Genomic DNA, 20,930 nt, shown 5'->3' on the forward strand with positions numbered 1-20,930 from the left:
GAAACAGAAGCGAAAGGAGAGTAGAGTAGGCAGAGCAAATAATTGGCTTAATGTCGTTAAAGAGACGGTTGGAGTGTTAGGAGTAATGCCTACAGTTTTAGAAGTAGTGGAGGTTTGTTTTGAATTTTACTACTAAAGACTGTCAGTACTTTGAAACCAATAATTTCGTTTTTAAGTAAATGCAGTTAGCGCAATATTGTAATTTAATAGTCGTTCTGAGCAAGAGCTATGTAAAAAAGCTGATTGTGCAATACTAATCATTCACAATAAATACTTGTGCTATTACTGTTAGACAGTTCAATCAATTGCTCTTTAGTTGTTCTATTTTTTGATAATTTTGGTAAGTTTTCTAAATCAAAAAGCCTACATCAGAAGTTTCGATGTTTTCTTTGAAAGTTCCACCGGCGATAGTACAATAAAAAACCAATTTATAATATTGAAACAGTTGAGGAATATCTTTTCGTAAATTCGTATCGAATACAGCCATTAGCTTACACTCATCAACTGTTAAACCAGTTTCTTCTAATACTTCTTTTATAATGCTTTCTTTAGGAGTTAATCCTATTTCGGCATAACCTCCTGGCAAAGCCCACTCTTTTGTTGGAAAATCTTCTACGAGCAATATTTTGTTATCTTTTTTAATATAAGCTCTAACGTCAATTTTAGGAGTAGGGTATCCTTCGTTAGCAGCAACTATGTTCTCTAACTTTTCAATCGGTTCATTGCCCACGTCATTTATTAACTTCAATGCTATCTCTTTTAATTCTTCAATATCGTTCTTTATCAAATAAATCCTTACCATAAAAGATTCCAGCTTCAGCTATGGAAAGCAATCTTTTATATTGTTCTAAATAATTGTATTTTATAATAGCAAAACCAATGGCAATACAGCTAGCAACGAAGACAGCGACAAAATAAACTCCAACTAAAATTGGCTTTTAGTTGGAGTTCGTCCATCGTGGGCTGTAACCTGATGGTGCAAGTTCGCTATAGAATTTGGAATAGGGCAATCAATTATAAATCAATCGGTTTGCCGCCAGTTACACCATAAATTTGCCCAGTGATATAACTACCTTCATCTGAAGCCAAGAGAACGTAAACCGGGGCTAGCTCTACAGGTTGTCCAGCCCGTTTCAATGGATTGCTTTGGCCAAACTCAGGGAAATGTCCTTCTAATTGTCCATTATCTAATTGAAGAGGCGTCCAGATAGGTCCTGCATGCAGGTATGGAAGTTAGAAGTAAAATCTTGCATGAACATTGGATGGCAGAGTTATCTTGTCCAATACTAAGGATTGAAGGAGACTATTCAGTCGAAGAACAAATCGCTATGGTCTTGGATTACTTGGAATTTAATCATCAAAATTAATGCTGCATGGAAAAAGAAATCAAGAAAGTGATTCAGTTTATTAAAACGAATTATTTTTTACTGTTGTAGAGTTTTTTCATTTAGTATTCAAATAAACTGAGCACTCTACTTAGCTGAAAAGACACTCCCCACATAATAGTCTAGAAATTTTGTGTATTTCTACTGTCTACTATATTGGGAGCATATCAGTGCATGGCAAAGCAGCTTTTATCTATGATTTTATTATATTTGAAGAATTTCGGAGCTTGAGTTATGGTACGCAAACGATGTCGGAACTTGAAGAAATCGCTAAAAAGATGGGAATAAAGAAAGTTATGCTGCATGTATTTGCGCATAATACGACGGCATTCTCACTATATGAAAAAATGGGATTCAAAACGACAGATATAAGCATGTCTAAATATTTATAATCACTAAACGCAGAAGTCTTTAAAAGGTGACCAAATAATTAAACAACAATCGTGAACGCTAGCCAGTTCACGATTGTTGTTATGTTGCTTTAACTTAAGTTTTAATCTTTTATCTCTGTATATGAATGAGTTCTGTGAATATAACGTGCTACAGGGTAGTCGAATACTGGCAAATCAGTGGGTTTATCCATGATCAATTGAGTTAACATACGGGCAATGATTGGTCCTGAAGTCAACCCGGAAGAGCCTAAACCGCTGGCCACATATAAGCCGGGAGATTCTGGAACTTCGCCAAAAAAGGGGGCGAAATCAGAAGTGAAAGCCCGTGTACCGACACGTGCTTCTTTGATTGTTGCTTTGGCTAAACTAGGAGCAAGTTCGGCTGCTTCATTCAGCATGACTGCTAGTTTTTCTTCAGACGGCACTAAATCATATCCTTCATCATTTTCGTGAGTAGCGCCGACTACAATGCGTCCGTTCGGAAAAGGAATGATATCTTTTTCGCCATCTGGCATCACCACTGGCCAGTCTTGTGTTTCTTCCTCTACTTCTAAATGGATCAATTGGCCTTTTTGTGGCCGGATGTCGACAGAAAATCCTAAAGGCTGCAATATTTCAGGTAACCAAGCGCCTGCAGCTAAAACCACAGCAGAGAAATGCTTAGTGTGTGTAGGTGTGGCGATAGTATAAGTGCCGGTTGTCGACATTGTTAACTGAGCTTTTTCAGGAAAATAGTCTGCGCCATTTGAAACGGCCGCCTCTACCAACTTTTTAGTCAGCAAGGATCCATCAACTCGTGCTCCGCCAGAAGCAAATAAAGCCGATTGTTCCGTTTCCAGCAAAGGCAGCTTGGCTTTGATCTCAGCAGGCGAAAGGATAGACAGTTCGCCAATTTCTGGAGCAGTTTCTCGTCGTTTTAAAGCTATTTTTTCAAGTTTAGCTAATAATTCAGGAGATTTTTTAAAGACTAACGTTCCGACTTGGCGGTAAATGCCAGAATTCGACATGTCCTCATTCAAGTCTTGCATCAACGTTGGATAAAAAGCTGCACCGGCAGCGGCTAATTGATACCACTGTTTGTTGCGGCGTTGTGACAGCCAAGGGCAAATAATTCCCGCAGCGGCCGATGTTGCTTGTCCTGTACCTTCATCGTAAATCGTAACAGCATAGCCGGCAGCACTAAGATAAAATGCGGTCGTTGCTCCTACGATGCCTGCACCGACAACTGCAATGGGCATTTTGTTGTTCATAATAAGTCCCCTTTTTCTTTAGATTCTTTCTTAGTTTAGCATACATATATTAAATAACAGTGAGTTGATTTTTGTTACCTCTGTAATATAAGGGTTTTTATTGTTAGCCAATTAACATCTAGTAAAGTGGTTAAATATGTTACACTAGGGTAGTTAAGTAGAAGATTTGGAAAAGGTATGGGGGAATTCAATGAAAAAGAAATTAGTTGTCGGTTTTATTACGACTATGTTGCTCACAGGTCCATTCATTATGCCTGCAACGGCAAGTGCGGCTTCTATTGAAGAGCTGGAACAGCAAAAACAAGAACTTGAAAATAAATCGTCTGAATTAAACAGTCATATAAAAAAACAAGAAGAAACATTAACGGGCTTAGAATCAAAAAAAGCAGCTTTTGAAACTGACATTCAACAACTGCAGATTCAAATTGATGAAGTCGTCATCACTTTACATAAGCAAGAGAAAAAATTAGAAGAGTCTAACCTAAGAATAGAAGAGTTGCAAAAAGAGATTCAATTACTACAAAGCTTGATCGAACAACGGACAGGAAAACTTGAAACGCAAGCACGTTCGGTTCAAACGGATGGAAGTGCTTCTAATTTGATCGAATTGATTGTTTCTGCAGAAAGCTTATCGGATCTAGTCGGCCGAATGGGCGTAGCCAACCAATTGGTTTCTGCCAATAAGAGTATTGTAGTTAAACAAGAAAGCGACCAAATTGCTTTAGAATTGACTGAAAAAGAAGCCGAAGTTGAAAAAGAAGCGATCGAAACGCTGAAAAATGATATCATAGTGAGTAAAAATAATTTAGTGGCACAAAAAGCTGAAATGGACGATAAGATCATCCAAATCGCAGCAGAATACGATATGACAGAATCAGAAAAAAATACGTTTATTCAAGAACAAGAAGTCATTGCCACTCAAACGAGTGTATTATCTGAAAGTTTACAAAAAGAACGTCAACGTATCTTTGAAGAAGAACAAGCTAAACTAGCGGCAGCTAAGAAAGCCGAAGAAGAAGCTGCTGCTCAAGCTGAAGCCATTGCTGAGGCAGAAGCCCAAGCTCTAGCTCAAGCAGAAGCAGAGGAAGCACAAGCAAAAGCTGCGGAGCAAAAAACGGTTGCAGCAGTAGTCGAAAAAGAAGCGAGTGTTGTAGAAACACCAAAAGCATCAGCTGATGAAGCACCAAATAGTCAAGCATCATCCAATGAATCTTTTGCGAAACCTGACCCAACACCAACACCCGCGCCTTCTAAACCAAGCACGGTTAAACCGAATCCGATAAAACCACCTGCGTCTAACGTAAATGGTTCAGGATTCATCCGTCCTAGTGGCGGGTACACCACATCGCCATACGGTTACCGGATTCACCCGATTACAGGGAAGAAAAAGTTACATGGCGGAATGGACTTTGGCGGCGGCGGTTCTATCGTGGCAGCTAAAAGCGGAACAGTGGTCTTTGCTGGTTACGACGGCGGCTGGGGTTACTATGTGAAAATCGACCATGGCAATGGCGTTCAAACGCTTTATGCCCACATGGTCGCAGGAAGCTTGACCGTAGCACCTGGGCAACAAGTATCGCAAGGACAGCAAATCGGTACCATGGGAACAACGGGCTCTTCTACAGGTGTACACTTGCACTTTGAAGTATACCTGAATGGCAGTCGCGTCAACCCAGCTCCTTATTTAGGATTGTAGACAAACAATAAAATTGAAGCACAGTAGTACAGGCTGTACTAAATCGAAAAGCTCCCTTCAAAGGAGACACTCTAAGAAGTGTCTGCTGCGAAGGGAGCTTTTTTACGTCTAAGGCATATTAAAAAGATGAATATGGTTCTTTCAAAAATTGGATTTCTGCTGGTGTTGATTTGCGATTCAGAACTTCATTGCGATGAGGGTAACGACCAAATTTCACTAAAATATCTCGATGCTTTAATTCAAAGTCTAAGTTTATTTCCATTCCTTTTTCTGAAAAGCGTTTCAAGGCTTCCTCATGAATCACTAAGGATTCGGAATGCATTAAAGGCATATAGATAAAGCTGCGTTGAACTACGCTTAATTGGTTCAACTCTTCCAGTTTCATAGCTTCTTGAGCTAAAACCAATGCCATCCCGTCATATGCAAATGAACGAGGATCGTTTCGGAAAATATTTCTGGAAAACTGATCCAAAACGATGATCTCTGCTAAACGGCCTTGAATGGTCTTGCGCCAGGCGACTAACTCTCCTTGAATGGCTTGTTGGTGACAACTTCCAAAACGTTGCCGAATCTCTTCGTCAAGCTGTTCATCTTTTTCAAACCATTGTTTAGGCGTAACTTCTTCAAACCAAAAATCTAATACTGCTTGATACTCCATATACTGACCTCCCGTTAATTTTGGTCGCCTTAGTTATCCCCTGTGTATAACTTGGCAGACTGTCAAATGCGGTTATCCACAGGCAGTGATTAGTTTAAAAGGCATGATTTCGAAGTAAAATCGAAATCATGCCTCAAAAAAATGTATTCCAAAAAGAAGCTACCGAATTTGTCCTTCTCCAAAGACGATGTATTTGGAAGAAGTTAACTCAGCTAAACCCATTGGTCCTCGAGCATGCAGTTTTTGAGTGCTGATGCCGATTTCGGCGCCGAAGCCAAATTCAAAACCATCAGTGAAACGAGTAGAAGCATTAATATAGACTGTGGATGAATCGACTTCACGGTGGAACTGTTGTCCAGCAAAGTAATTATCGGTTACGATTGCTTCAGAATGCCCTGTACTGTATTGATTGATATGGGTAATGGCTTCGTCTAATGAAGAAACGACTTTTACAGCTAAAATAAAATCTAAAAACTCTGTTTCCCAGTCTTCTTCTGTTGCAGGCTGCGACTTCTTCAAAATGCTAAGAGCTGTTTCATCTGCTCGCAATTCGACGTGGTATTCAGCCAAAGCGGCTTCAATCACGGGTAGGAATTCAGCAGCGACGTCTTCATGAATCAACAAAGTTTCAGCGGCGTTGCAGACGGAAGGGCGAGAACATTTTGCATTGACGATGATATCGGTAGCCATTTTCAATTGCGCGTCTTTATCGATGTAGACATGGCAATTGCCTGTGCCGGTTTCAATGACGGGAACAGTCGCTGTTTCCATCACAGTTTGGATCAAACGTGTGCCTCCGCGAGGAATTAAAACATCCAAGTAGCGGTTTAAGCGCATCATGTCGCGAGAAGTTTCTCTGGTTGTGTCTTCTACCAATTGGATAGCTGTTGTTGGAAAGTTAGTTTTAGCTAAAGCTTGCTGCAAGACAGTGACCAAAGCTTTATTGGAATGAATGGCTTCTTTTCCGCCGCGTAAAATGACCGCATTGCCTGATTTAAAACATAAGGCACCAGCATCTGTGGTCACATTTGGTCGTGATTCGTAGATAATGCCGATAACGCCAAGCGGTACACTTTGCTTGCCGATAGTTAAACCAGCTTCGTTTTTCCACATGCCGCTCACTAACCCAATTGGATCTGGCAATTCAGCAATCTGCATTAGGCCATCAGCCATAGCTTGCAGGCGTTCGTCATTTAAAACCAAACGGTCTACCAGCGTTTCAGCGATGTTGTTTTCGTTAGCTGCAGCAAGGTCTTGTTGATTTGCAGCCAGAATAGTTGAAGCATTTTCTAAAAGAGCCTCACTCATTAATTGAAGTGCTGCATTTTTTTCTTTAGAAGAAGCTTGTGCCAAATAACGGCTGGCTTTTTTTGCTTTTTCACCTAATTCTATTAAGGTTTCCATTCAAATTCCTCCCTATCCTTTACTGATTCTGTTTAGTCGTGAAAAGTGTTCCGATATCCTCACCGGCAATAATTTTAAAAATGATTGTTGGGTCTTCGCCATTTGCTAAGACCATTTGACTAGTTTGTTTTAAAATGTGTTCTGCTGCAGTTAATTTGGTGACCATACCGCCAGTACCGAATTCTGAACCTACGCCGCCGGCAAGCGAAAAGAGCCTAGGAGTGACATCATTTATCTCGCGGAACAGTTCAGCATCCGCATCTTCATTAGGATTGCGATCGTAAAAACCATCAATATCGGACAACATGATCAATAAGTCCGCTTGTGTAATTTCGGCTACGATAGCAGACAAACGATCATTGTCGCCGAATTTTGTCGAATGGTCCAATTCATCGACTGCGACCGTATCATTTTCATTGACGATCGGAATAACATTTTTCTTCAATAATTGTTCAAAAGTGTTGATAGCATTTAACCGACTTTCAGGAAACTCGACAATATCACGCGTCATCAACACTTGTCCGATGATTTGACCATAGTTGAAAAAGAAATTGCTGTATAAATTCATGAGTTCGCTTTGCCCTACAGAAGCAACAGCTTGTTGTTCTGGAATGGTTTTAGGCGATTCTTTCAAATTCAACCGGTGAAGACCAACGCCGACTGCGCCGGAAGATACTAGGATGACTTCTTTTCCTTGATTTCTCAAATCGCTCAAGACAAAAGCCAATTTGTCTAACCGTTGTAAGTTGACCGTGCCATTGGGGTACATGATGGTGCTGGTACCAACTTTTATGATGACTCGTTTGCATAAAGCTAAGGTTTGTCTTGCTGTTTTATTCATTACACCCATCCATTCTTTCAAGATAAGTCATTTAAAATCGAACACCAAATGACTTCAATTGCCTACCATTTTAACAGTTTTTACTTGAAAAGACTATCCTTCGACCTTTTATGTAGGTAATTACTTAATGGGAAGTATGAAAAGCGTTTGCATTTCATGGTGCAGCGTGTTATATTGAGTTTAGCAGAAGGATTGTTACTGTTCGGCAGGCAAAACCTAAATTGATTCGAAATCGTTCTATTGCAAGTTGGATAGAGCATTTGGAATGAGTTTAGGTTTTTTATTTTTTAAAAATAGTTAAACTAATGAATAAAAGAGGAGCGGATCATTTTGACACAAGAACAATTTCCAGATGGTTTTTTATGGGGTGGAGCGGTTGCAGCGAACCAATTAGAAGGTGCTTATAACGCAGACGGAAAAGGATGGTCTGTCCAAGATGTTACGCCTCATGGCGGATTCGGTCCGATAACCGACGAACCGACAGAAGACAATATGAAGTTAGTCGGAATCGATTTTTATCACCGTTATAAAGAAGACATCAAGTTATTTGCGGAGATGGGTTTCAAAACATTCCGTACATCAATTGCTTGGTCACGTATTTTCCCTAAAGGCGATGAAACTGAGCCAAATGAAGCTGGTTTGAAATTCTATGATGATTTATTTGATGAATTGTTGAAATACGGCATTGAGCCTTTAGTGACTCTTTCTCACTATGAAACCCCACTGCATTTATCTAAAGAATATGACGGCTGGGTAAACCGTAAAATGATTGATTTTTACGAAAATTACGTACGGACAGTCTTCACCCGTTATAAAGGAAAAGTAAAATATTGGCTGACATTCAATGAAATCAACTCTATTTTACATGCACCATTTATGAGCGGCGGTATTTATACAGCCCCTGAAGAGCTGACGCAAAAAGACTTGTATCAAGCAGTACACCATGAGTTAGTAGCGAGTGCGTTAGCAACAAAAATAGGACATGAAATCATGCCGGAAGCTCAAATCGGTTGTATGGTATTGGCGATGCCGATTTATCCGCTAACATCTAATCCTGATGATATGGTTGCGGTTATGGAAGCTGAACGCAAAAACTATTTCTTCTCGGATGTCCACGTGCGAGGAGCGTACCCAGGCTATATGAAACGCTACTTCCGTGAGAACAATATTGAACTTGATTTTGGTCCAGACGACGAAGAAACCCTTAAAAATACTGTGGACTTCATTTCATTCAGTTATTATATGAGTGTCACGGAAACAGCTGATGAGAGCAAACGTAAGCCTGGTAAAGGCAATATTTTAGGCGGCATACCAAATCCGTACTTAGAAGCCTCTGAATGGGGTTGGCAAATTGATCCAAAAGGACTACGAATCGTATTGAATGACTTTTGGGATCGATACCAAAAACCACTCTTCATTGTCGAAAATGGATTAGGTGCTAATGACGAATTGATCACTGATGAAAATGGCGACAAGACCGTTAATGATGATTACCGAATCGATTATTTAAACGATCACCTAGTTCAAGTAGGAGAAGCAATCAAAGACGGTGTCAATGTAATGGGGTACACTACTTGGGGCTGTATTGACCTTGTTAGTGCTTCAACGGCTGAATTGAAAAAACGCTATGGTTTTATCTATGTGGACCGTCATGACGATGGCACAGGTACATTAGAACGCTATAAAAAGAAAAGCTTTTATTGGTACAAACAAGTCATCGAAACTAATGGAGCTAGTCTTACTGAAAAATAACCCAGTTAAACAACAAAAAGGTTCCAGCAGAATAATTTCTACTGGAACCTTTTTTGTTAGTATTCATTTTAGAATGCTTTTCCAATCTTCTTAAAGACCAATTTTTGTATTTCCACGAATATCAATGGAAGTATCGACAAAACAACCACAATGATCCAATGGGTCAAACTCATTGGAACAAGAAAGAAAATGTTTGCTAAGAAAGGTACCAAAGCAACGATTGTTAAAATCGAAATGGATAAAAGAGATGTCCAGAAAACAGTTGGATTTGATAAGAAACCAATTTTAAAAATGGATTCTTTACTTCGGGCATTGAAGATGTGAATAACGGAAGACCAACCTAGGATAAGGAAAGCCATCGTTTGTCCAACTTCATGACTTGCGCCGATAGTAGCATCAACCGTGACAGAAGATCCAATATAAAAACCAAGCAAAGTGATAATAGTAAAAATAGTCGCGACGATCGCAATGTTACGAGTCATACCACGAGCGAAAATACTTTCGCCTTTTTTCGTTGGTTTTTGTTCCATCAGCGTTGGATCTGCCTTTTCTCTACTTAAGCCGAAACCTGGTATTCCATCTGCTACTACGTTAATAAATAAGAGTTGAATAGAAACAACTGGAAGGCCCCAACCAAAGAGAACAGCAAGCAACATAATAAAAATTTCTGAAATGTTACACGCTAATAAGAAATAGACAGTTTTTTTGATGTTTTCGTAGACTCGACGGCCTTCTTCAACGGTATGAACGATTGTAGCAAAGTTATCATCTGTTAAAACCATATCTGCTGCATTTTTAGCAACTTCTGTACCAGCGATTCCCATCGCAGTACCAACATCTGCTGCTTTTAAAGCTGGCGCATCATTGACTCCGTCACCGGTCATGGCAACTATTTCATCATTGGCTTGCCATGCTTTAACGATTCGAATCTTGTCTTCAGGCGAGACGCGTGCATAAACGGAAAAGTCTCTAACATTTCCTTTTAGTTCTTCATCCGATAATTTGCTAAGCTCAGCACCCGTAATGGTCTTATCACCTGGTTCAAAAATCCCGATTTGTTTAGCGATAGCAGTCGCTGTAACAGCGTGGTCACCAGTAATCATAATCGTTTTAATACCAGCTGCTTTTGCTTCTTTAACTGCGTCACGACTTTCTTCACGAGGAGGATCGATCATGCCGACGATTCCAGCAAATAGAATATCTTTTTCTAATTCCTCAACTGATAAATCTTTAGGCAAATCATCGTATTTTTTGTATCCTACGCCAATCACACGTAAAGCATCTTGTGCAAATGAATCATGTATTTCATGAGCTCTAGTTCCAACTTCATCTGTAATAGATGAAAAGTGAACCGGTATACGGTCAAAAGCCCCTTTAGTAATGGAAATATACCCATCTTCTGTTTTATGAACAGTGGTCATTAATTTACGTTCAGAATCAAACGGAATTTCGTGAACACGTGGGTATTCTTTTTCTAATTCTTTTTTAGGCATTCCTTTTTCTTGCAATAAGCGAATGATGGCTGATTCTGTTGGGTCACCAGCAATAACTTCTTCACCATCACGATCTTCGACGGTGGCATTCGAAGCTAAACTCATCATCTTCAAGAGCATTTTCTCATCTTCACCAAATTCAGCAGTAGCATCAATAGGCGGATGCGGGAAAGCCCACAATTTTTGAATAGTCATTTTATTTTGAGTTAATGTTCCGGTTTTATCTGAAGCAATGACAGAAGCACTGCCTAATGTCTCAACCGAAGGAATCGTACGGATGATCGCATTGCGTTTGACCATGTTTTGTACCCCGAAAGCTAAACTAATGGTCACAATCACTGGCAAAGTTTCTGGAACAGCGGCAACAGCTAACGTAACAGCGGTCATTAAGGTTGTAATGAAATCTTCACCTTGGAAAAAATTCAAAATGAAAATCAAAACACCAGCTAATACAGCAATGATACTTAATTGTTTGCCCAGCTTGTTCATCCGGTCTTGCAGTGGCGTTCTTCCTTGTTTGGTGTTATTAAGTAGACTTGCTACAGCACCCATTTCAGTGTCCATTCCAGTTGCAGTAATTATCGTCTTTGCACGACCATTGGTAACCAATGACCCTGAAAAAACGGTATGAAAGACATCCCCAACTGGAGCATCTTCGTCAACAACGGCATTTTCATCTTTTTCAATAGGCAAACTTTCACCTGTTAAAGCAGATTCTTCCGTTTGTAAATTGCTGCTAGAGATCATACGAGCATCTGCTGGAACCATGTCACCAGCTTCAAGAAGTAAAATATCACCGGGTACTAAATCGACGGCGTCAATTTCTTCTGTTTGGTTATCACGGATAACCCGAGCTTTTGGAGCAGATAAGCTCTTTAACGATTCTAAAGCGGCTTCTGCATTTCCTTCTTGGCGAATCGCGATGAAAACATTTAAAGCGATGATAGCGAAAATAACGATTGGTTCTGATAAGTCAGAGGGGTGTTGAGTAATGGCGATGTACGTGGAAATGATTCCAGCTATAATCAAAATAATAACTGTCACTTCTTTTAAATGATTCAGTATTTTTTTGAAAAGCGAAATGCGTTCCTCTTCTGTAAATTGGTTAGCACCAAATTCTTTCTTTTTTTGTTCAACTTGCTGCGACGTAAGCCCGTTTTTCTCGTCGCTCTTTAATGTCTTTATAATGGACTTGATCTGTTTTGTTTTGAAATCCATAACATTCCTCCTATATAGTTTTTTTGCTGATTTCATTCAGTAGGAAGCAGATGTTTGCTCCTTATATCTATAATTCTAACAAAAAGTAAGAGGTAATGCAAGACGGAAACCTTGACAAATAGGTTATTTTGAGCGACGCCTAAAAAATCAATCGCTTTCATCGTTGCGATGGGGATAATCTCGAAACATTTGTTTGAATTGTTATATTTTTATTAAATTTAAGTAAAAGATCGTATACACAAAAAAAGCCACTTGTAAAAACAAGTGGCTAAAAGGAGTAATACCTATTACTTTGGAGGAGTAAAAGGTAAAAATGAAAATATAAAAAAGTTGGTTGTTATTGGTATGTTTCTACTATAACGATGAGATATGAAGAAAGTGTGACTAAAGATTAATTTTTATGTTAAGACGTAAAAAAAGCTGCCTCACATTTGTGAGACAGCTAGGGGATAAGACTCTTTTCATAGGGGAGAAAAGAGAGTAAAAATAAATTGAATTTATTTAAACGACTTGTTGATTCTATCAGAAAAAGATGAGAAGAACATGAAAGTCGGTTAAAGGTTTTAATAGTTTCAATGAAGCAGTCGCATTGCTATTCTAAGCTAACGCTTCTACGATGGCTTTATTAAAAGCCGGCAAGTCTTTAGGGGTACGGCTGGTAATCAAGCCGCTCTCGTCGGTCACAACTTCGCTGTCTTCATATAAAGCACCGGCATTTTTCAAATCAACACCGACTTGTTTAACAGAAGTCATTTTTTTGCCTTTGACTACTTCAGCATTGATGAGAAGCTGTGGACCATGACAAATAGCAAAAATCGGTTTTTTAGCATCCGCAAATTGTTTAACAAATGTTAAAAAGCGCTCATCTGCACGTAATTGGTCAGGCGAGAAGCCTCCTGGGATGAGTAAAGCATCAAACTCGTCTGGAGAAACATCATCGATACTTTTATCAATTGTGATCGTCGCATCGCCTTTTTCTCCCGTAACTTGATTGCCTGCTTTTTCTTCAATAGTAGTAACTTCATGTCCAGCTTTTTCCAATGCATCTTTTGGGGAGGTGAATTCGACATCTTCAAATAAATTCGTAACAACTACTGCAACTTTTTTTCCCATGTTTTTATTCCCTCTTTCTATGGTTGATTAATTTAAGTGTAACGTAAGTGAAAAAGCGACTCAAGAATAAACACTCATTGTAAAACTTACTGCGTTTTTTTGGGGCGGAATCCTATAACAGAGGATGAGCTGCAATTAAAAGAAATTTTCTCTTTTCTATTACTTTCCCAAAAAAAATTGATACTATCCGGTTTTTCAATAAAGTATGCGATTCCACAATTTGCATGTTATTATTAATATAGGACAGAAGAAGTAAAGGATAAAGGATGGAGGAATAAAAATGAATATTGCACTGATTGCTCACGATAAGAAAAAAGATGAAATGGTTAAATTAATTTCATCTTATCAAGATATTTTGAAAGAGCATGTCCTTTATGCGACAGGAACCACGGGACAAAGAATCGTGGATGCTACAGGATTAGACGTTCACCGGTTTAAGTCAGGGCCATTAGGTGGCGACCAACAAATTGGAGCCTATATTTCAGATGATAAAATAGACATGGTGATTTTTTTAAGAGACCCGTTAACAGCTCAGCCTCATGAACCAGATATCACTGCATTGCTCCGCTTGAGCGATGTCTATGAAATTCCATTAGCAACGAATATGGGAACAGGTGAAATTTTATTGCGTGGATTAGGCGAAGGGTTAGTAGATTGGCGCAAAATCCACCACCATGCTGGACGAGAAATATTGAATACAGATGTTTAATAAGAAATGAGTTCCTTCATTAATAACACAATGAAGGAACTCATTTTTTTGATTATTTTAGTGAATCCATTGTTTCTTTGAAGGTTATCTGACTTTCTTTAAAATCATCCAGTGCATCACTTAAATGATCAATACTGATTTCATCATTCGTAATTCCTATTTCGTTTATAAGGTCTTCAAAATGAATTAAGGTATCCTGTGTTTTTTGAGCACTGGAAACAGCAGCATCTCTGCTTTCTTTAAAGGTATCAGCGGTATCAGGAACTCGTTTTAAAAAATCACTAACTAATATTTCGAAATCTTCAATGACTTTATTAAAACTTTCTTCTGTGGTTTCTCCGCTTTCTATCCCATCCATTTGTTTGGAAAAAGCACTCATAAGATACACATAGGCTATTTCATATTCTGGATAAAGAGATTGATAGGTCGTATCGTTTTGGCTTAGATTAGCAAGAGCAGCTTCTTGAGCGCTGGTCTCAGAGATAGGCGTTTCAGAACGATTCGGACCACTGATCGTTAAGTAGGCCGTTAATCCAATCATACATACGACTATGATTGCTGCAATGATTAAAACTATTTTCCATGGTTGTTTCTTATTCGGGTCTGTTTCGTTTTTGATAAAGCACCCCTCCAACTCTATATATAGTGATCAGTGTAACTTTAAGGTTTCTCTGCTGTTTTGTCAATCAACGATTAAAATTGAGCGAACACTACTCCAATCGTATACAAAATAGGGTAAAGCATCATGATAGCAGCCATATTTTTTAAGGCAACTGGAAAGGTTTTTTGTTTATCTTGAACTTCAAAATAAGGCGATAAGCTTTTCCAATATTTGGGAAACAAAAGAACCAGCAACAAGATAGGGAATGGAGCTAACTTCAAGTAAACCAGCAAAATCAACCATAAAAAATTAAAAACAAATACGACTTTAAATAATTGCACAGCTTTCTTTTTACCTAAGTAATAGACTAATGTTTTTCGCCCATTTACAATATCTTCTTCTAGGTCACAAGTATTATTGGCCAATAAGTTGTTAAACATCATGACCACCATTGGCAAACTAATGAAGAAAACTAATTTTATGGTGTGGAAAGAAAAATCAACCTGATCATACAAACACAAATAAGCACCAATTAAAGGAATGACAAAACCGCTGAACAAAGAGGTAACTGTTTCAGCAATGGGCAAACTATTTAATGGTTTTGGCCCTGATGAGTAAAATAAACCAACATAAAAACCTAGTACGCCTAATCCCAATAACACTAAATTGGTAGACCAGACTAGTAGCAGACCAAAAAAAGAAGCCAATGCTAAAAAGAATAGAAAAGCTTTCTTTACCGTTGCTAGATTCAGATTTTCTCTTCCGATGATATTTGATTTTACTTTGTAATCATGAGCGTCTGAAGCATTTTTATAATCCATATAGTTATTAAAAATATTAACGGCCACATGGAAAAAAAGAATCGTTAAAACGTATAAAATTATCCGCCAGTTCCAAGTATGGTTGTAGTGGTAAGTTGAAAAAGAAACTCCTAATAGAATTAAAAAAAGGTTTAAGGGAGAAGTGTAGATTTCTCCAAGTTCCCATAATACTTTAAATTTAGCTTTGATCGTATCCATCTCCTGAAAATAAGCCTGTAACAGACAGGTTTAATGTAATAGTATAGTTGTAAATTTGGCAACCATTTTATGTACAAAAAGAACGGCAGTCTATGCGCGTTAGACTCTGTTCAAAATGGTTTATCGGACTAAGCACAGGATGATTTTTTATGCCTCCTAACATTGAATTGCCTAGTTTGATCGCCCAGTGAAACGATTTAAGTACAGTTTTAAATGGGTTTCTCCTTAAGAAGTATATCAGTTACTATCTTACAACGATAGTTAATTTGAGTCGATTTCAAGAGCTTTTTATGACGGATAGTGACGTCCTGTTATAGATCAACATAAAAAAAGCTAAAGTCATGGACTGCTTGGGCATACATGGCTTTAGTTTCTGACAGAATTTATTTATACTGATAAGCAAAGAGAACTCAACTGTTTTTTTCAATCAATTCAACAAAAGCATTGACGATGGATTGGAAAAACTGCAGAGTATTTGGATTAGTGATGGAGCCGTCTTCTTGAAGCAGCTTTGTTACGTTTCCGATATAAGCTTCTGGTTGTTGGACAGTCGGCATGTTTAGGAACACTAAGGATTGGCGTAAATGATGATTTGCACCGAATCCGCTGATAGCTCCTGGAGAAACACTGACGATAGCTGCGGGTTTAGCATTCCAAACACTCGAACCGGCTGGACGTGACCCAATATCTAGCGCATTTTTTAACACGCCGGGAACGGAACGGTTGTATTCAGGGGTTACGAATAAAATAGCATCCATTTTGCCAATCGCATTACGGAAGGTCTTCCAATTTTCAGGAACGTTTCCTTCATCATCAAAATCCTGATTATAGATATCTAACCCATTGATATCAATAAAGGAGATATGGTATTCTTCAGGAAATAAGGTAGAAAATACTTTTGCAACTTGTTTGCTGTAAGAACCTTTACGAAGACTTCCAACTAAGACACCGATATTTTTTGTCATAATGATGAACTCCTTTTAATGAATTATTTTCGTTACTTCAAATTTACCGCTCATAATTTAAAAACGCAACTAATGACGCTTGTTGCTAGCGAACAAGTCAACAGTCAAGAAAGGCACAATTTGATAGCCATTCTTTTAATGGAACAACTAAATCATATGGAGGTTTATACGATGAGCAAACAAAGAAAAACAGTATTTTATGGGGCGATCAGTTTAGACGGGTATTTAGCAAGAAAAAACCATTTATTGGATTGGTTAATAGGGACTGAAGGTGAAAATGACACCAGCTATCCAGAATTTTATGAAACCGTTGATACGCTGATCATGGGCAGAAAAACCTATGAACAAATGCTGTTGCTTTCGCCGGAAGAATTTCCTTACAAAGGTAAAAAATGTTATGTTTTTTCAAGAACGTTGACCGGTTCAACTGAGTTTGTCACGTTTGTAAATTCCGACTTAGCGAATTTTGTTAAATCGTTAACCAGCCAAACAGGTAAAAGGATTTGGATCGTGGGTGGTGGCGAAGTGCTGAAGCCTCTTCTTGAAGAGAAACTGGTAGATGAATTTATCATACAGCTCACTCCAGTTATTATTGGGAACGGCATTCCGTTATTTGTACCTGGTGATTATGAAAATAAATTGTTATTGAAAGACGTAAAGCAATACCACCAATTTGTAGAAGTTCATTACGAACAAACTGAATAAAAAAAGTGAACCAGCTGATACCAAGCGGATGAAGGCAGAAATGTCTGATTAGGTACCATCTCTGACTGCTGATCAACTTACTCGATCAACCCGTTTCTCTTATTGAAACGGGTTTTTATGTTTAACCGTCTATCAAATAACCGTCTATCAAAGTTTCGTCTGAGAAATCACTTTCCGGACTTCTTCAAGTGAATGCGTCGCAAAATCACCCGTTTTAAACATAACACTAACAAATAAAGCATCTATCAAACTTAGCTGTGTGATGCGAGAAGTCAGAGCCTCAGAACGATAGTCGGTTTCTTCAGCGGTCGATAACAACAAAGCATCTGCGAATTTCGCTAAAGGAGAAAGCGAGTAACTAGTGATAATGATTGCTTTGGCTTTTTTTTCTTTAATGATTTCTGCCAATTGTATAGTGTCTTTGGTGATGCCAGAATGAGAAATAATGATGGCACAATCGTTTTCAGTTAACCGAGAGGCTTGCATCATTTGGATATGAGTGTCTTGTGTATACATACAATTTAGTGGCGTACGTAAAAATTTATGATAGGCATCCATGGCAATAATACTAGAGCCGCCGACACCAAAGAAACCAACCGTTTTGGCAGCAGTCAGAAACTGGACAGCTTTGATCAGTTCTTGTTCATCCAATAACTTTTTTGTGTCATTTAAGGATTTAATATTGGATTCAAAGACTTTTTGTGCCATTAGCAGTTCATTATCTTCTTTAGAAATATTTTCGTGGATAGATAAAGCCCCGTTTACTTTTTCTGAAGCTAAGGCAATTTTGAAATCTTGAAACCCTTTATAACCTAACCGCTTACAAAAACGGAAAAAAGTAGCATCAGCAACTTGAATCGTATCGGAGATATTGCTGATGGTTCCATGCATGACTTCTTCGGGATGCAAAAGAATAAAATCCGCAATCTTTTTTTCTTTGCTGCTTAAATCACGATAGATAGATTTGATTTTTAAGTTGATATCTTGGTTTTTCATGTTTTCACCTGCTTAAAAGAGTTGAGATAAGTATAGCATATCGCTACCGAAGAAAAAATATTTTTTTATTATTGTTGCAAAAAGAAAAAATATTCCATATACTGAGACCATAAATATATAAGGAGTGGTGAAATTGGATATTGGATTAATCGGATTAGGAAAAATGGGTTACAACTTAGCTTTAAACTTACAAAAAAATGGGCATCAGGTTGTGGGATACGACAGCGTAGAAGAGGTTAGAAAACAAGCAGATGAAAACGGAATCAAAACCGCGGGGGATTTAAAAGAACTGGTTACGGGGTTCAAACAAACTAAAATTATTTGGATCATGGTGCCAGCAGGAAAACCATTAGAAAATGTACTAAGCGAAGTCAATGAGTTACTAGAACCGAATGATATCATCATCGATGGAGGAAATTCACACTACAAAGATTCTATCCGGCATGCTGAAGTATCCGCAGAAAAAGGCATCCATTTCTTAGATATGGGCACATCAGGCGGCACGAGCGGAGCGAATGCAGGTGCTTGTTTAATGGTTGGCGGCAACCCAGAAGCATTTGCGGTAATTGAACCAGTTTTAAAAGGCATTTGTGTGGAAGACGGGTATTTGTATACTGGGAAATCCGGCAGTGGACATTACTTGAAAATGGTACACAATGGGATTGAATACGGCATGATGCAAGCGATGGCAGAGGGATTTGAAGTCGTTGAGAAAAGTGAATTCGAGTATGATTTGGCCGATGTGGCAAAAGTTTGGAATAATGGATCGGTTATTAGAAGCTGGTTAATGGAATTGGCCGAAAATGCGTTTCAAAAAGACGCTCATCTTGATGAAATAAAAGGCATTATGCAATCTTCTGGTGAAGGTAAATGGACTGTAGAAGCGGCCTTGGAAGCAAAAGTTCCGACGCCTGTGATTGCACTCTCTCTAATGATGCGGTACCGATCATTAGAAGAAGATACGTTTACGGGAAAAGTAGTTGCAGCTCTTAGAAATGAGTTTGGCGGCCATGAGGTCACGAAGAAGTAAACTAAACCAAAAAGAGTCGCTATTTCGCTTTTTGAAATAATGACTCTTTTTGGTTTTAAAAGCACATAGAATAAGTTTTTTTAAAACTTGTCAATTTTCTTTTGACAAGTTTGTATTCACTAACCATTGAAAGCGGAAACAAACGCTTGTAAGATAATACTATCAAAGAAATAAACGAATTTTGGGAGGAAAACAAAATGGAAGCTGTAACGAGCAAAGAAAGAATAAAAGATAAAACGACCATCAAAGTCGGCGCCCAAAAAGTGGGTACATTTTTAAGCAATATGGTTATTCCGAATATAGGTGCCTTTATAGCTTGGGGAATAGTCACTGCATTGTTCATTCCAAACGGGTATTTTCCAAGTGAGACGCTTGCTCAGTTAGTGACGCCGATGATTACTTATCTGCTGCCGTTGTTAATAGGGTATTCCGGCGGAAAGATGATTTCAGGACATCGCGGAGGCGTAGTAGGAGCAGTTGCTTCGATCGGTGTTATTGTTGGAACCGATGTGCCGATGTTTATTGGCGCAATGATTATGGGGCCATTCGGCGGTTGGGCTATTAAAAAGTTTGACGCTATTTTTCAACCTAAAATAAAAGCTGGATTTGAAATGTTGGTCAATAACTTTTCTAGTGGGATTATTGGATTTGTACTAGCAATCATAGGGTTTTTAGGAATTGGGCCAATCGTATCAATCATAATGGCTTTTTTAGGCAATGGTATCGAATTTATGATCGATGCAAATTTACTGCCATTAGTTAATATTTTTACTGAACCTGGAAAAGTTATTTTTTTAAATAATGCAATCAATCACGGAATTTTAGGGCCGCTCGGCGTTGAACAGGCAGCTCAAACAGGAAAGTCAGTATTGTTTATTCTATCCGGAAACCCTGGTCCTGGATTTGGAGTTTTACTAGCGTATATGTTGTTTGGTAAAGGAACAGCCAAAGCTTCTGCACCTGGTGCTGCGATCATCCAATTTATTGGCGGCATACATGAATTGTACTTCCCGTATGTATTAATGAAACCTTTAATGATTTTGGCAGTCATGGCTGGTGGAGTAGCAGGAACTTTAACGTTTACACTATTTGATACAGGTTTAGTTGCTACTGCGTCTCCGGGTTCTATTCTTTCCGTCATTGCTATGACGCCTAAAGGAGAATATTTGCAAATATTAGCCGGTGTTTTAGCGTCGATTATAGCGTCATTTGTTGTGGCGATGCTTATTTTAAAAGCAGACCGTTCTGAAAATGAAGATTTTGAAAGCAATGTAACTAAAATGCAAGGTATGAAAGCTGAGTCAAAAGGCACAGTCATGAATTCAGTTTCTGAAGCTTCTGCTAGCGCAACAACTGAAACTGCAACCGTTGAAGCAGATATTTCTTCAGCAACCGTTAAACGAATTATTTTTGCTTGTGATGCAGGAATGGGTTCCAGTGCTATGGGCGCTTCGATTTTAAGAAATAAAGCTAAAAAAGCCGGATTGGATATACCGGTTACGAATTCGGCCATCAGTGATTTGGAAGATGAAAAAGAAACGTTGATTATCACACAAATAGAATTAAATGCCAGAGCGCGGCAAAAGACGCCAAGCGGAATACATGAAACCGTCGATAATTTTTTAAGCAGCCCTAAATACGATGAAGTTATTGAAAGCTTACTCCGTTCTTGATGATATAATAAAAGAGCAAGGAAAAAAGAG

The 20,930-nt window shown here is 38.5% G+C and carries 17 protein-coding genes and 2 pseudogenes; 7 read left to right on the forward strand and 12 right to left on the reverse strand.

Going from position 1 to position 20,930, the window contains the following annotated elements; translation table 11 throughout:
• Positions 1-257: 257 nt before the first annotated feature.
• Positions 258-866 (reverse strand): annotated as a pseudogene (locus tag NY10_RS09545) (NUDIX hydrolase).
• Positions 867-1,014: 148 nt separating this feature from the next.
• A pseudogene (locus NY10_RS12485) lies at positions 1,015-1,215 on the reverse strand (SDR family oxidoreductase); the annotation flags it as partial.
• A 340-nt stretch (positions 1,216-1,555) separates the two neighbouring features.
• Here NY10_RS12485 and NY10_RS09550 point away from each other — a divergent pair.
• Positions 1,556-1,777, forward strand: a complete 222-nt coding sequence (locus NY10_RS09550; RefSeq protein ID WP_058919738.1) for a GNAT family N-acetyltransferase — start codon at positions 1,556-1,558, stop codon at positions 1,775-1,777.
• A gap of 101 nt (positions 1,778-1,878) precedes the next feature.
• Here the strand turns inward: NY10_RS09550 and NY10_RS09555 are convergent, their stop codons facing one another.
• Positions 1,879-3,015: an NAD(P)/FAD-dependent oxidoreductase gene (locus NY10_RS09555; protein ID WP_197409011.1), complete on the reverse strand. Its 1,137-nt coding sequence runs from the start codon at positions 3,013-3,015 to the stop codon at positions 1,879-1,881.
• A 202-nt stretch (positions 3,016-3,217) separates the two neighbouring features.
• On the opposite strand from NY10_RS09555, the gene NY10_RS09560 reads away from it, so the two are divergent.
• Positions 3,218-4,723 (forward strand): peptidoglycan DD-metalloendopeptidase family protein, encoded by a 1,506-nt coding sequence (locus NY10_RS09560; protein WP_058919740.1) that lies wholly within the window; start codon positions 3,218-3,220, stop codon positions 4,721-4,723.
• Between the two features lie 118 nt (positions 4,724-4,841).
• Here the strand turns inward: NY10_RS09560 and NY10_RS09565 are convergent, their stop codons facing one another.
• From NY10_RS09565 to proB, 3 genes are all read right to left on the reverse strand, one after another.
• Positions 4,842-5,381, reverse strand: coding sequence for a DUF924 family protein (locus tag NY10_RS09565; protein WP_058919741.1), 540 nt, complete (start codon positions 5,379-5,381; stop codon positions 4,842-4,844).
• Positions 5,382-5,540: 159 nt separating this feature from the next.
• Complete coding sequence (locus NY10_RS09570) at positions 5,541-6,785, reverse strand: glutamate-5-semialdehyde dehydrogenase (RefSeq protein ID WP_058919742.1); 1,245 nt, start codon at positions 6,783-6,785, stop codon at positions 5,541-5,543.
• 19 nt (positions 6,786-6,804) lie between these two features.
• Positions 6,805-7,626, reverse strand: a complete 822-nt coding sequence (proB, locus tag NY10_RS09575; protein WP_058919743.1) for a glutamate 5-kinase — start codon at positions 7,624-7,626, stop codon at positions 6,805-6,807.
• A gap of 324 nt (positions 7,627-7,950) precedes the next feature.
• On the opposite strand from proB, the gene NY10_RS09580 reads away from it, so the two are divergent.
• A complete protein-coding gene (locus tag NY10_RS09580) occupies positions 7,951-9,378 on the forward strand; it encodes a glycoside hydrolase family 1 protein (protein WP_058919744.1) in 1,428 nt (475 codons plus the stop codon).
• Positions 9,379-9,446: 68 nt separating this feature from the next.
• On the opposite strand, the gene NY10_RS09585 is transcribed toward NY10_RS09580, so the two are convergent.
• Together NY10_RS09585 and NY10_RS09590 are read right to left on the reverse strand one after the other, a co-directional pair.
• The gene (locus tag NY10_RS09585; protein WP_058919745.1) at positions 9,447-12,089 is read right to left on the reverse strand and encodes a calcium-translocating P-type ATPase, PMCA-type; all 2,643 of its coding nucleotides are present in this window, start codon (positions 12,087-12,089) and stop codon (positions 9,447-9,449) included.
• 597 nt (positions 12,090-12,686) lie between these two features.
• A complete protein-coding gene (locus NY10_RS09590) occupies positions 12,687-13,202 on the reverse strand; it encodes a type 1 glutamine amidotransferase domain-containing protein (RefSeq protein WP_058919746.1) in 516 nt (171 codons plus the stop codon).
• Between the two features lie 280 nt (positions 13,203-13,482).
• On the opposite strand from NY10_RS09590, the gene mgsA reads away from it, so the two are divergent.
• Entirely contained in the window at positions 13,483-13,911 is a 429-nt protein-coding gene (gene mgsA, locus NY10_RS09595; protein WP_058919747.1) for a methylglyoxal synthase, read from the forward strand.
• 52 nt (positions 13,912-13,963) lie between these two features.
• Here the strand turns inward: mgsA and NY10_RS09600 are convergent, their stop codons facing one another.
• From NY10_RS09600 to NY10_RS09610, 3 genes are all read right to left on the reverse strand, one after another.
• On the reverse strand, positions 13,964-14,452 hold the full coding sequence (locus NY10_RS09600; RefSeq protein WP_156413290.1) for a hypothetical protein: 489 nt from the start codon (positions 14,450-14,452) through the stop codon (positions 13,964-13,966).
• Between the two features lie 152 nt (positions 14,453-14,604).
• The gene (locus NY10_RS09605) at positions 14,605-15,531 is read right to left on the reverse strand and encodes a UbiA family prenyltransferase (protein WP_058919749.1); all 927 of its coding nucleotides are present in this window, start codon (positions 15,529-15,531) and stop codon (positions 14,605-14,607) included.
• Between the two features lie 410 nt (positions 15,532-15,941).
• Positions 15,942-16,496 carry an NADPH-dependent FMN reductase gene (locus NY10_RS09610; protein WP_058919750.1) on the reverse strand — a complete coding sequence of 185 codons (555 nt, stop codon included), beginning with the start codon at positions 16,494-16,496 and terminating at the stop codon, positions 15,942-15,944.
• A 171-nt stretch (positions 16,497-16,667) separates the two neighbouring features.
• On the opposite strand from NY10_RS09610, the gene NY10_RS09615 reads away from it, so the two are divergent.
• Positions 16,668-17,201: a dihydrofolate reductase family protein gene (locus tag NY10_RS09615; protein ID WP_058920306.1), complete on the forward strand. Its 534-nt coding sequence runs from the start codon at positions 16,668-16,670 to the stop codon at positions 17,199-17,201.
• A gap of 147 nt (positions 17,202-17,348) precedes the next feature.
• Here NY10_RS09615 and NY10_RS09620 read toward each other — a convergent pair whose 3' ends face one another.
• Positions 17,349-18,197 carry a MurR/RpiR family transcriptional regulator gene (locus NY10_RS09620; protein WP_058919751.1) on the reverse strand — a complete coding sequence of 283 codons (849 nt, stop codon included), beginning with the start codon at positions 18,195-18,197 and terminating at the stop codon, positions 17,349-17,351.
• Between the two features lie 133 nt (positions 18,198-18,330).
• Here NY10_RS09620 and gnd point away from each other — a divergent pair, with 133 nt between their 5' ends.
• On the forward strand, positions 18,331-19,227 hold the full coding sequence (gene gnd / locus NY10_RS09625) for a phosphogluconate dehydrogenase (NAD(+)-dependent, decarboxylating) (protein WP_058919752.1): 897 nt from the start codon (positions 18,331-18,333) through the stop codon (positions 19,225-19,227).
• 197 nt (positions 19,228-19,424) lie between these two features.
• Complete coding sequence (locus tag NY10_RS09630; protein WP_058919753.1) at positions 19,425-20,900, forward strand: PTS mannitol transporter subunit IIBC; 1,476 nt, start codon at positions 19,425-19,427, stop codon at positions 20,898-20,900.
• The last annotated feature ends 30 nt before the right edge of the window (positions 20,901-20,930 follow it).

This window comes from Carnobacterium sp. CP1 (assembly GCF_001483965.1).
Lineage (GTDB): Bacteria > Bacillota > Bacilli > Lactobacillales > Carnobacteriaceae > Carnobacterium_A > Carnobacterium_A antarcticum.